The sequence below is a fragment of the Myxococcus sp. CA040A genome, assembly GCF_013336725.1.
Taxonomy (GTDB): Bacteria; Myxococcota; Myxococcia; order Myxococcales; family Myxococcaceae; genus Myxococcus; species Myxococcus llanfairpwllgwyngyllgogerychwyrndrobwllllantysiliogogogochensis.
In genome coordinates this window covers 59,892-72,219 of sequence record NZ_JABUMR010000019.1, presented here as the reverse complement: position 1 = coordinate 72,219, position 12,328 = coordinate 59,892, and the positions used below count along the sequence as shown (strand labels likewise).

Below are 12,328 nucleotides of genomic sequence, written 5' to 3'. Positions count from 1 at the left end.
CCCTCGAGGCTCCCGTGTCACCGGCCCCGGTGTTCCATGCTCACGGCATGGGGCCCGGGGCTTTTTCATGGGCGCGTTCGTGACTGTCTTTGACGCTCTTGTGAGAGCGTTCATGGGGCCGCGGTTTCAGGGAGTTGTTTCGGGCGCCACGTCGCGCAGGGACATCAGCAGCACCCGGTCCCAGGACGGCTCCACGGAAGAGGCCGCCGCGAGCAGCGCGAGCGCGATGCCAGCCGTGCCCTCCAGCAGGCCAGGACGGTCCACCCACGATGGTGCACCCTGGTCGTCCTGGCTCCAGAAGGCATAGCCCCCGATGCCCCGGTCCGGCTGTCGTTGCCGCAGGGTGTGTTCCATCCACTGGCACGCCGTGGAAGCGAAGACCTCTTCCCCCGTGGCTTGATGAAAGCGGTTGTAGATGTGGAGCAGCCCGGCCGCCCCATGGCACAGCGGCGCGTCCTTCACTCCCGAGTCATCCATCGTGCGCCGCGCGGCCTCGCGCGCCAGCTCCAGCGCTTCGGCTTCCCAGTCAGGCTCGCGGACCGCGCGGGCCGCAGTGTACAGCGCCAGTGACACGCCCGGGTCTCCGTAGCACCACGCGGCGCGGGTGGGCTTCGGCGTCCTCCCGGGGATATGGGCGTAAGGAAACCGACGACCCGTGTCGGGCAGGCGCTGCGCCATCACCCAGGACCAGGCCCCACGCAGCAGGCGTCGCGCCTCTGGCTCCGCCACCCCGGCCCGGACGGCGCCCGCCAGCACGACGATGATTCCCGGCACGCCATGGGCCACGCCCAGGTCGTGGCGTCCGTCTGGCAACTCGCGCCGCTGGGCCTCGGGCAGCCAGCGCGGCAACGTCTTCCAGGTGAGCCCTTCCGGGCACGTCTCGACCGATTCCGCCAGCCGAGCCACCACGTCCTCCAGGCAGCGCCGTGCATCCGCGCGAGGCAGTCGCTCCAGCGCATACACCCCCAGCCCCACCAGCCCGGTGATGAGGTCCTGGGGCGCGGTCCAAGGCGACACGGCCAGCCGCTGGGCGAGCGCCGTGTCCACGTCCTCCAGCGCGTCGCCTTCTTCCTCCGCGCCGCCGCCGTGCACGTGCTCCAAGGCCCAGGCCACGCCGCTCACGCCGGAGTGCAGCGCCATCCCCATGGGACGGGAGGCCACCGCCTCCATCGCGTCATCCAGGAGCCTCCGCGCCAGGGCGGCGTGGTGCTCGGAGGGTCGCACACGGTCCAGCCACGTGAAGAGCAGCGCCAGGCCCGTGTCTCCCGTCGCCAGTGATGCATCGGGTGCACGGTGCGGGAGAATGTCCTCCAGTGCCCGAGCCAGCGCGTGGGCGACCCGGAGTGTCTGTTCGCGAAGCGCCCCGTCCACGAGGGGTCGCCAGAGCGGGGCGCCGTTCATGCACTGCTTCTACGACGGCTCGGTCTCGTTGGGCACCCCGTGTGGACCGAGTCCATCTCACCTCGGCGTCCAGGGGATGGGTGCCCAGCCAACGACCTGGCCGGCCGGGCACCCATGACCTTCGGAATGAACTTCACGGTGCGGCCTGACGGCGAAGCACGTCGGACAGCGACGTCACGCACCGCGACGGGCGACTACGGAATGATTTCCCCGGCCTGCTCCGGCGCGGTGTCGATCACGCCGCACTTGCCCGAGGGGAAGTTGGTGTAGGGGTTGGTGGTGCCGGTGCCGCCGACGACGCCATCCAGAATCTGGAGCGCCCCCTCATCGATGGAGCGCAGCGTCTCGCGGTGAAGGGTGAGCTTGCGCTTCGCGACGACCGTCTTCTTCGGCTCGTTCATGGGAACTCCTGATCAATCAAGGATGGCGACACGGGTTTCACGTCACGAAGCGTGACGCGGTTCAAAATCCGCGGCGGACAACACTGAATGTCCGCTCCAGACAGATTTGATTATTACACCAAGCCATGAATGCGTGGAAAGGCAGGGACTTGAGGGAAGGGCACATTCACGGGGGAGCGCATCCACGAACCCGATACCCGTGACTCAGTCCGTCACCATGAGACATTCTTGACCCATCTCACCCGGCTCCCGTCCTCGGCCGATTCCGCCAGCCGCGCCACCACGCACACTCCAGACATCGTCGGGTGTCCGGGCGGGGCAGTCGCTCCAGGGCATGCGCCAACGAGTGGGGGACCTCGAGTGTCTGTTCTCGAATCGCCCCGTCCACCAGGGGCCGTCACTGCGCGGAGACGTCCGTGGACTGCTTCCCTGCCAGCTCCCGGATGCGGTGCCTGGCCGGCAGCTTGTCTGGCCGGGCACCGCCAATCCTTGGAGCGCCGTCCCGGTGTGAGCTGGCGGAGGACGTCCGCGAACAGTGAAGCCTCACACCGTGCCGGTGACGGACTATTTGGTCTTTTGGGCCTCCCCGTTGCACTGGCCGGAGGGGAATTGGGAGGTGTAGGTGGTCTTGGTGCCGCCCACGACGCCATCCAGAACCTGGAGCGCACCCTCATCCACGGAGCGCAGCGTCTCGCGGTGAAGGGTGAGCTTGCGCTTCGCGGCAACCATCTTCTTCGGCTCGTTCACGGGAACTCCTGTTCATCAGCGATGACGACACGGGTTTCACGTCACGAAGCGTGACGCGGTGCGGATTCCGCCGGACACAACACAGACAGCCTGCCCGCCACGGACAGATTTCACTATCACATCAAGTCATGAGTGCTTGGAAGGCCAGGGCGCGGAACGGGCGCAATGGCAGAGGATGAGAACATCAGCACCCAGGGCGCCTGCGACCCGGTGGGTCTGTTCGTGAAGCCATCCGTGGACTGCTTTGTGACACCACCGCCAGCCCCTGGAGCGCCGTCACGGTGAAGGGGATGGATGGCAATACAAGGTTCACGCCACGAAGCGTGACGCGGTGCGGAATCCGTTGCAGGCAACCCGCCCGCCTGCCGCGGACCGCCTCAATCATTGCTTCAAATCATTAATTCATGAAAAGCCTGGGACCGGGGAGAGGGGCGCGTTGACGGAGGTAAGCGCATCCACTATCCCCATGCCCACGACCCAGTCCGTCACCATGAGACATTCTTGACCCACGACACCCGCCGCCCCTCCGCGCGGAAGGCTCCCTTCCGTCACGACGGCTTCCTCGCCATCCGCACCCCGCTGCTGTCCTTGGACGTGCTGGTGGAGTGGGCGAGGGGACTCCAGGCGCCAGGCGCCCGTCCAGAGGAGCGCGAGGCGGCGCTGGCGCAAGATCGCACGCTGCTGCGTCAGCGGCTGCGCGAGCACGTGGAGGACCCGCTGGTGCGCGAGGCGCTGTTCATCGCCTCGCCCTCATTGACAGACAGTCTCCCGACGTGGCTGGAGACGCCGGAGTCCGAGTCAGGGCAGAAGGTGGAGCACACGCTGGTGCGCTATCTGTCGCGCATGGCCGGGCGGGCCACGCCCTTTGGCTTGTTCGCGGGCCATGCGGTGGGCGGCATGGGGGAGACAGCGGCGCTGCGCATCCAGGGGCGCTCCGGCGTGCGGCGACACACCCGGCTGGACATGGACTACGTGAGCGCGCTGGTGGCGCACGTGAGCCAGACGCCGGAGGTGCTCAGCGCGCTCCACTACGTGCCCAACTCCAGCCTGTATCGGGCCGGCGGTCAGCTGCGCTACCTGGAGTCGCGGCTGCGCGGGCGTGAGCGCTCGTACCACCTGGTGGCGGTGGAGCCGGAAGCCCACCTGGAGCGCACCTTGGAGCTGGCCCGGGGTGGCGCCACGCTGGCGGCGCTGTCCGCCGCGCTGGTGGTGTCAGAGGACGTGTCCGAGGACGAGGCGCTCGAGTACGCGCGAACCCTGGTGGAGGCGCAGTTGCTGGTGAGCACCTGGGCGCCCGTCGTCACGGGGCCGGAGCCGCTGCCCTCGCTGCTGGAGGCGGCCCGGGCCACCCCCGCGCTGGCGGCCGTGAGCGAGCGGCTGGCCTCGGTGGCCGCCACGCTGGCGGACCTGGACGCGCGGCCCGCCGGCCTGCCGACCGGGGCCTACCGCGAGCTGGCGCGGACGCTGGAGGCGCTGCCGGTGCCGGCGGAGCTGTCGCGACTGTTCCAGGTGGACATGTTCCGCCCCGCGGGCGAGGTGCGGCTGCCTCGCCAGGTGCTGGACGAGGTGGCCCGCGGAGTGACGCTGCTCCAGCGCATCTCCCCCTCGGCGGGAGATGCGCCACCCCTGGCCCGCTTCCGCCAGCGACTGATGGAGCGGTACGAGGGGCGCCCGGTGCCGCTGCTGGAGGCGCTGGATGAGGAGAGCGGCGTCGGCTTCATGACGTCGAGGGCACCCGGCGCGGGCACCGGGCCGTTGCTGGCCGGCTTCTACTTCCCGGTGAAGGGAGGGCAGGACGGCGCCCGGTGGGAAGCGCGCTGGACCCACCTGCTCCACCGGCTGGAGTCCGTGCGCCGCGCGGGAGAGCTGGAGCTGTCGCTGAACGAGGCGGACCTCCAGGCGCTGGAAGCGCCCCGACCGGCGCGGCTGCCGGAGGCCTTTGGCGTGGTGGGCACGGTGCTGGCGGACTCCCAGGAGGCGGTGGATGAGGGCCGCTTCCGCTTCCTGCTGGAGAACGTGCACGGCCCATCGGGGGCGCTGTACCTGGGGCGCTTCTGCCATGGGGACGCGGCGCTGGAGGCGGCGGTGCGGCGCTACCTGCGCGCCGAGGAGGCGCTGCGTCCGGACTGCCTCTTCGCGGAGGTGGTGCACCTGCCCGAAGGCCGCGTGGGCAACATCCTCTGCCGGCCCGCGCTGCGCGAGCACGACCTGGTCTTCCTGGGCCGCTCGGGATTGCCGGAGGCGTCTCAGGTCAAGATGACGGACCTGTGGGTGTCCGTGGAGGAGGGCCGCATCGTGCTGCGCGCGGGCCGGGCGGGGCGCGAGGTGGTGCCGCGGCTGACGAATGCGCACAACTTCGGGGCCCACGGCCTGGGCGCCTACCGCTTCCTGGGCATGCTCCAGTCCCAGGGCGTGGAGGGCTTGCAGTTCCAGTGGGGACCGCTGGCGGATGCGCCCTTCCTGCCGCGCGTGGTTCATGGGCGACTGGTGCTGGCTGCCGCCAGGTGGCAGGTGCGCGGCGACACGTTGAAGGCGTGGGGCGCGGCCCGAGGCGTGGCGCGCTTCGAGGCGGTCCAGCGCTTCCGCGAGGAGGCGCGCCTGCCGCGATGGGTGTGCCTGAGCGACTTCGACAACCAGCTCCCGGTGGACCTGGACAACGTGCTGAGCGTCGAGTCCCTGGTGCAGGTGGTGAAGGCGCGCCCGCGCGCGACGCTGGAGGAGTTGCTGCCCGGCCCTGGGGACGTGTGCATCGAGGGTGAGGCGGGGAGCTACACACACGAGGTGGTCATCCCCTTCCTCCACCAGGCGCCGGAGGCTCGGGAGCCCGCCACGGACACGGCCTCGCCCACGCGGACCCGCGCATCCGAGCCGGCCGCGGTGCGCGCCTTCCCGCCGGGCTCGGAGTGGCTGTACGTGAAGCTGTATGGCGGCACCGGCACGCTGGACCGGCTGCTGCGCACCACGCTGGGCGAGGCCGTGCGCGCGGTGGTGGCGAGCGGCGAGGTGGACCGCTGGTTCTTCATCCGCTACCACGACCCCGAGCCTCACCTCCGTCTGCGCTTCCACGGAAGCCCGAGGCGATTGGACACGGAGGTGTGGCCGCTCCTGCGCGAGGCGTGCGCGAGCGCCCTGGCTTCGGGCGAGGCGTGGCGGCTGCAACTCGACACGTACGAGCGCGAGGAGGAGCGCTACGGCGGCCCCGCTGGCATGGAGGACTGTGAGGCCGTCTTCCAGGCGGACAGCGAGGCGGTCCTCTCCCTGCTGGAGTCCTACCCGGGAGACGCCGGCGCGGACCTCCGGTGGCGTCTGGCGGTGAAGGGCCTGGACGCGCTGCTCGAGGACCTGGGCCTGGGCCTGGACGCGAAGCTGGAGGTGATGGAGCGGCTGCGGCGCGATTTCGGCGCGGAGTTCAGGGTGAAGAGGCCCTTCGAGACGCAGCTGGACTCCCGTTTCCGGAAGGAGGGTCGCGCGCTGGAGGCGCTGCTCCAGACGCCGTCCGACGCGCAAGGCCCCTGGCAGCCGGGCCTGGTCGCCCTGCGGCGCCGGAGCGAGGCGATGAGGCCCGTTGTCGAGCGACTGCGACAGGCGGAAGCCGAAGGCCGGCTCACCACACCGGTGGCGGTGCTGGCGGACAGCCTCCTGCACATGCACGTCAACCGGCTGTTGCCCGCCGACCAGCGTGCCCAGGAGCTCATCCTTTATGACTTCCTGGCCCGCCTGTATCGTTCTCGCCGGGCCCGGACGATGAAGACATGAGCGACGCGCAACCGCCTCCGCAGAAGCTCTTCCGCCAGGAGGCGCTGGAGCACCACGCCCGTCCGGAGGCCCGGGGCTCGCTCCTTCGCATCGTGCCTGGCTGGACGAACGCGGTCTGGTGGCTGGTGGTGTCGCTCGTTGTCGTCGGCGGCGTGGGCCTGGCGCTGGTGGACGTCAACGACTACGCGCGCGGCCCGGTGCTGGTGCGCATCAAGGGCATGGAGGAGGTCACCGCCACCGCCGGAGGCCGCGTCAGCCGCGTGCTGGTGCACCGGGGCGAGCACGTGCGCGCGGGCCAGCCCCTGGTGGAGCTGTACGCGGGCGACGAGACGGCGGACCGGGAGCGGGTGGAGGAGGAGTTCCGCTCGCAGCTGGCCACGTGGCTGCTGGAGCCGCTCAACGCGGACACGAGGCAGGCCCTGGCCGGCCTGCGGGCCCAGTTGGAGCTGAGCGAGGCTCGGATGGGCGAGCGCGTGTTGAAGGCGCCTCGGGACGGACAGGTGGGCGAGGTGCGCGTGCGGGAGCAGCAGTTCCTGGCGCCCGGCGAAATCGTCGTGTCGCTGGTGCGCGAAGGCGCCGAGGCGTGGGCCGTGGCCCTGCTGCCCGGCCAGTACCGCCCCATGTTGCGTGTGGGGCAGCCCCTGCGCCTGGAGCTGACGGGCTTCCCCTATGCGTGGCAGTCGCTCCAGGTGGCCTCCATCAGCGACGAGCTGGTGGGCCCCGCCGAGATGCGCCGCTACCTGGGCCCCGGCCTGGGAGACGCCGTCACCGTGGACGACGGCCCGGTGGTGCTCGTGGAGGCGCGCCTGCCCCGGGAGACCTTCGAATCGGATGGAGAGACGTACGCGTACCACCCCGGCATGGCGGGCGAGGCCTGGGTGAAGGTGCGCGCGCGCAATGGTTGGTTGACGCTGCTGCCGGTGCTGGAGCTGCTCGGGAAGCGCCGTGACTGAGCCCACCCCTCCGCCCTCGTGGTCCGAGCGCTTCCCGGCCTTGCAGCGGCTGGGGGCCCGCTTCGGCCGTCGTCGCATCCCCGTGGTCTCCCAGATGGCGGCCACCGACTGCGGCGCCGCGTGTCTGGCCATGGTGCTGGGCTATTGGGGCCGCCACGTGAAGCTGGACGAGGTGCATGCGGCCGCCGGCCTCACCATTCGTGGCATCTCCGCCCGCGCCATCCTGGAGGCGGGCCGGCGCTTCGACCTGGTGGGCCGCGCGGCGCAGGTGGACATGGACCAGCTCCACCTGCTGGAGCCGGGCGCGGTGCTGCACTGGGAGTTCCGGCACTTCGTCGTCTTCGAGCGCCTGTCCCGCGCGGGCGTGGAGGTGGTCGACCCCGCCTTCGGTCGGCGCCACGTCTCGTTGGAGCAGTTCCGAAAGTCCTTCACCGGGGTGGCGCTGCTCTTCGAGCCCTCGGAGACCTTCGAGACGGCGGCCCCGCGCCGTGGCCCCAATCGCTATCTGCGCCTGCTGCTGGAGGAGCGGCCCGCGCTGCTGCGCGTGGCGGTGATGTCGCTCCTGCTCCAGTTGTTCGCCCTGGCGCTGCCGTCGCTGACCGGCGCGGTGGTGGACCGGGTGGTGCCCAGCGGCGACGTGCCACTGCTGGCCACGCTGGGGGCGGGGATGTCGGCGCTGGTGGGCTTCCAGTTCCTGTCGTCGCTGGTGCGCGCGCACCTCTTGCTGCAACTGCGCACGCACCTGGACGCGCGGCTGACGCTGGGCTTCCTGGACCACCTGGTGCACCTGCCGTTCTCCTTCTTCCAGCTGCGCTCGGCGGGCGACCTGATGAACCGCCTGAACAGCAACGCCACGGTGCGCGAGCTGCTGACGGCGGGCACGCTGTCCGGGCTCCTGGATGGCAGCCTCGTCCTGCTCTACCTGGGGCTGCTGTTCGCCGGCAGCGCGAAGATGGGCGCGCTGGTGACGGTGCTGGCCCTGCTGCAGGGCGCGGTGTTCCTCTTCTCCAGCCGGCGTCAGCGAGAGCTGATGGCGCAGAACCTGGAGGTGAGCGCCTCGGCGCAGAACTACGAGGTGGAGCTCTTCACCGGCGTCCAGACGTTGAAGGCGATGGGGATGGAGGACCGCGCGGTGCAGCACTGGTCCAACCTCTACGTGGACGTGCTCAACGTGTCGCTGGAGCGGGGCAGGGTGTCGGCGCTCACCGACTCGCTCACCGCGACGCTGCGGATGGCCTCGCCGCTGGTGGTGATGGGGCTGGGGGCGCTGCTTGTCATGGAGGGGCAGCTGACGCTGGGGCAGATGCTGGCCCTCAACGCCCTCGCGGCGGGCTTCCTGCTGCCCGTCTCCAACCTGGTGACGACGGCCTTCCAGCTCCAACTGGTGGGCAGCTATCTGGCGCGCGTGGACGACGTGCTGGAGGCGACCGCCGAGCAGCCGCCGGGCGCACAGCGCCGCAGCCACAGGCTGGAGGGGCGCATCCAGGTGGAGGGCGTGTCGTTCCGCTACGGCCCCCACTCGCCGCTGGTGGTGCGGGACGTGTCCGTCACCATCGAACCGGGCCAGTTCGTGGCTGTCGTCGGCGCGTCTGGCGCGGGCAAGACCAGCCTGGCGCACCTGCTGCTGGGGCTGTACCTGCCCAGCTCGGGCACCATCCGCTACGACGGGGTTGCGCTGCCGGAGCTGGAGCTGAAGGAGCTGCGGCGGCAGATGGGGGTGGTGCTGCAGAACCCCTCGTTGTTCCGGGGCGACGTGCGCCGCAACATCGCCTATTCGGACCCGCTGATGCCGCTGGAGGTCGTGCAGGAGGCGGCGCGGCGCGCCCAGGTGCATGACGATATCTCGGCCATGCCCATGGGCTACGAGACGGTGTTGAGCGAGATGGGCTCCTCGCTGTCCGGCGGTCAGCGGCAGCGGCTGGCGCTGGCTCGCGCCCTGGCCTCCAACCCCTCCATCCTCCTGCTGGACGAGGCCACCAACGCGCTGGATGCGCGCACGGAGCGCGCGGTGCAGGACGCCTTGTCGGAGCTGCGCTGCACGCGGGTGGTCATCGCCCACCGACTGAGCACCGTGCGCGAGGCGGACCTCATCCTGGTGATGAAGGGCGGCCAGTTGGTGGAGCAGGGCACGCATGAGGCGCTGATGGAGAAGGGTGGGGACTACTTCGATTTGGTGTCCGCGCAGGACCGTCCGCAGAAGGCGGCGGGGTAGGGCCATGCGCTTCGCGCCGGACGTCATCATGGACCTCACGCCGCTGCCGGAAGGCGTGGGCGGCGTGCCCTTCACGGAGCTGTTGCACGGGTTGCTGCGCGAGGGCTTCGAGCCAGAGGGTTCGAGGCGCCTGCTGGAGGAGGCCCGCGCGCGGCTGGGAGGGCTGCTGCGCCCCGAGGGCGTGGACGACGGTGGCTTCCTGGTGGAGCCGTCGGTGCTCTTCCCTGAACAGGGCGAGTGGTGGTGGGTGCTCCAGCAGGGCGAGGCGCGCTGGCACACGCGGTTGGCGGTGGCGGACGTGGCGGCGGTGGCCGACTTCCTGCGTGCCACGGCGCTCGCCTCCACGCTGGATGAGGTGCGCGAGGCGTGGCCCTTCGACGAGGCGGGATGGCGCGACACGCTCTTCGCACACGTGCCGCATCCCACGCCCTGGAAGGAGCCTTCCGGTCCAGGCATCTACCGGCGCGAGCACGCCAGCGTGGTCATCCGCTCGCGGACGACGTCGGTGCTGGTGGACCCGATTCCGCTCCAGCGGCGGATGAATCACATCGGTCAGGCGCCGGGGAACCTCGCTCCGGGGAGGCTGGGCGCGGTGGCCATCACCCATGGCCACGTGGACCACTGGCACGTGCCGTCGCTGCTGTCCCAGCTGACGGACGCGACGGTGCCGGTGCTGGTGCCCCAGGTGCCCCGGCCCAACCTGCTGACGATGCAGGACTTCGCCCAGGTGCTTGGCACGTGCGGCCAGCGCGCGCTGGCGCCCGGGTGGGGCGAGACGGTGCACGTGGGCGACATCCGCGTGGACGTGCTGCCTTTCTACGGAGAGCAGCCCGCGCCGGAAGGTCCCCCGCTGGGCGAGGGCCTGCGCAGTTGGGGCAACTGCTACCGCTTCACCACCGAGGACTTCAGTTGCCTGTTGCTGGTGGACAGCGGGACGGACCCGGAGGGCCGCATGGAGGCGGTGGTGGCGCGCTCGCGACGGGAGCTGGGGCCGGTGGACGTGGTGCTGTCGTGCCAGCGCGAGTTCCTCTCGCCCTTCTTCGGCGGGCTGAGCCACTACTGGGCCGCGCTGCCATGGGCGCGGCTGCGTGCGTTGTACGCGGACCATCTGGGCGGGCGGTTGCGCAGCGCCACGGCGGGCCCCTCGGGTGTGGCCGAGGTGTGCGCCGCCGCGGGGACGCGCTGGTTCATGCCCTACGCCAACGGCTTCGAGGGCGTGGGCAGCGCCATCCGCGATGTCGGCTGGGGGCTGGGAGAGCCCTCCGAGGCGGCCTGTTGCGCGGCGGTGCGCGACCACCTGACGGCGCTGGGCGCCGACACGAGAGTGCTGGACTGGAGCCCGGGAGACGTGGCGCGCTTCGAGCGCGGCGAGCTGCGGTTGGACGTCACGCGCTGAAGGAAGCGCTCAGGGCACCGTGGCGGCGCGGCCGCGCGCGGGGCTGTCGGGCTGGAGGTACACGTCCGCCACCAGTCCGCTGGCCAGTCGGCCTCGCAGCGCGTCGGGGACTTGGAGCAGGGCCTCCGCCTTCTGGTGGCGCGAGGCGGGGTCCACCTCCGGCGACAGCCGGTCCACCGTGGCCGTCAGCTCCACGCCCACCGTGCTCAACAGCACGCGCACGGTGTCTCCGGGACGCAGCCCGGGGGCCAGCCGCTCCGGCACGGCGAAGCGCAGCCGCAGTTGTTCACTCACCAGCCGCAGCACCGGCGTGTCCCTGGTGACGCGCATGCCGGGCGTGAGGTACTGCTCGGTGACGATGCCGGTGAAGGGCGCCTTCAACCGCGCCAGGGCCACGTCCCGCTCGGCCTGCGCCATCCGGGCCTTCGACGTGCCCAGCTGCGCTTGCGCCAGGTAAAGGTCCGCTTCCGCCATGGCCACGTCGTTGCGCGCGGTCTCCTCTGCTTGGGCGGCGGAGAAGTCACGGATGCGCTGCTCGCGCTCCAGGCGCTGTCGGGCCTGGGCCAGGACAATGACGGCACGCTGCGCGATGGCCTCGGACGCCCGCGCGGTGGACTGACGCGCGGCCAGCTCCAGCCGCATGGGCTCTGAGTCCACCGAGGCGACCAGCTCGCCCGCTTCCACGCGCTGGCCCACGTGAGCCTTCACCTCGCTCAGCCGGCCCTCCACCTCGGCCACCAGGTCCAGCACCTGACTGGCCACCACCACGCCCAGCAGCGGCCTCGGCGCGGACAGCACCTGCTCCGTGGGGGCCGGCGTGGGCGTTTGCGCCAGCGCGAGCCCCGAGGTCGCCAGCATCAGCCCCGTGAGGGCTCCCGCCCGCGCCCATCTCCGCCGGTAACGCACTGCTTGCCTGGAACTCATGCCGTTCACCGCAGTGTAGCTCAGGAGGCGGGCCTCGACACGCTGGCGGCGGGGGCCCGGGTGACAGGCTGGCGAGCGAAGAGGCGCGGACGAAAGGCGCACTCCCTGCCGTCGGTCCTCGCGCGCGAGTCTCGGTGGACAGCCCGAGGGCTGCCGACCGGGACGGCCTCGCGGCGCGACGTTCGTTCAATGACTCGCGCGCGGATGTCGCAATCCCGATTCAGCGCGCCCGTCAGTGATTTCACAGGGTGCGGGTGCGCGGCACCACGGTGGGCTGCACCGTCTTCGAGGGGCTGTTGTCGATGTCATCGATGGCGAGCGACACGCCACCCATCACGCCCTCCAACTGCGGCAGCTCGGCGGAATCGAGCGTGCGCAGGGTCTCCTTCTTCAGGGTGAGCTTCTTCGAGGGTCGGGTGCTCATGGCTGGGCGCTCCTGGTCCGGGATGAGTGTTCGAACACCGCACGCCCCACGGGTCGCACGGGACGGGCAAGCCTAGGTCACGCAAAACGACAGCCTCAAGAAAAACCTGCACTA

General features: G+C 70.8%; 9 protein-coding genes. 4 read left to right on the top strand and 5 right to left on the bottom strand.

Annotated features, from left to right (window positions below; genetic code table 11):
* Positions 1 to 126 precede the first annotated feature (126 nt).
* From HUA75_RS44245 to HUA75_RS44235, 3 genes are all read right to left on the bottom strand, one after another.
* Positions 127 to 1,401 carry a lanthionine synthetase C family protein gene (locus tag HUA75_RS44245; RefSeq protein ID WP_174489891.1) on the bottom strand — a complete coding sequence of 425 codons (1,275 nt, stop codon included), beginning with the start codon at positions 1,399 to 1,401 and terminating at the stop codon, positions 127 to 129.
* Positions 1,402 to 1,595: 194 nt separating this feature from the next.
* Positions 1,596 to 1,802 (bottom strand): hypothetical protein, encoded by a 207-nt coding sequence (locus tag HUA75_RS44240; protein WP_141640783.1) that lies wholly within the window; start codon positions 1,800 to 1,802, stop codon positions 1,596 to 1,598.
* A gap of 564 nt (positions 1,803 to 2,366) precedes the next feature.
* Positions 2,367 to 2,549 (bottom strand): hypothetical protein, encoded by a 183-nt coding sequence (locus HUA75_RS44235; protein ID WP_141640784.1) that lies wholly within the window; start codon positions 2,547 to 2,549, stop codon positions 2,367 to 2,369.
* A 501-nt stretch (positions 2,550 to 3,050) separates the two neighbouring features.
* Here HUA75_RS44235 and HUA75_RS44230 point away from each other — a divergent pair.
* From HUA75_RS44230 to HUA75_RS44215, 4 genes are read left to right on the top strand one after another with little or no spacing between them, the layout of a single operon-like run.
* Entirely contained in the window at positions 3,051 to 6,305 is a 3,255-nt protein-coding gene (locus HUA75_RS44230; RefSeq protein WP_174489890.1) for a lantibiotic dehydratase, read from the top strand.
* Positions 6,302 to 7,258 (top strand): efflux RND transporter periplasmic adaptor subunit, encoded by a 957-nt coding sequence (locus HUA75_RS44225; RefSeq protein WP_174489889.1) that lies wholly within the window; start codon positions 6,302 to 6,304, stop codon positions 7,256 to 7,258. Before HUA75_RS44230 ends, HUA75_RS44225 begins: the two co-directional genes overlap by 4 nt.
* Positions 7,251 to 9,470 (top strand): peptidase domain-containing ABC transporter, encoded by a 2,220-nt coding sequence (locus tag HUA75_RS44220; protein WP_174489888.1) that lies wholly within the window; start codon positions 7,251 to 7,253, stop codon positions 9,468 to 9,470. The genes HUA75_RS44225 and HUA75_RS44220 overlap by 8 nt, the downstream gene beginning before the upstream one ends.
* 4 nt (positions 9,471 to 9,474) lie before the next feature.
* Positions 9,475 to 10,866, top strand: a complete 1,392-nt coding sequence (locus HUA75_RS44215) for an MBL fold metallo-hydrolase (protein ID WP_174489887.1) — start codon at positions 9,475 to 9,477, stop codon at positions 10,864 to 10,866.
* A gap of 9 nt (positions 10,867 to 10,875) precedes the next feature.
* On the opposite strand, the gene HUA75_RS44210 is transcribed toward HUA75_RS44215, so the two are convergent.
* Entirely contained in the window at positions 10,876 to 11,790 is a 915-nt protein-coding gene (locus HUA75_RS44210; protein ID WP_174489886.1) for an efflux RND transporter periplasmic adaptor subunit, read from the bottom strand.
* A 241-nt stretch (positions 11,791 to 12,031) separates the two neighbouring features.
* Positions 12,032 to 12,214 (bottom strand): class I lanthipeptide, encoded by a 183-nt coding sequence (locus HUA75_RS44205; RefSeq protein WP_141640790.1) that lies wholly within the window; start codon positions 12,212 to 12,214, stop codon positions 12,032 to 12,034.
* Positions 12,215 to 12,328: the final 114 nt, after the last annotated feature.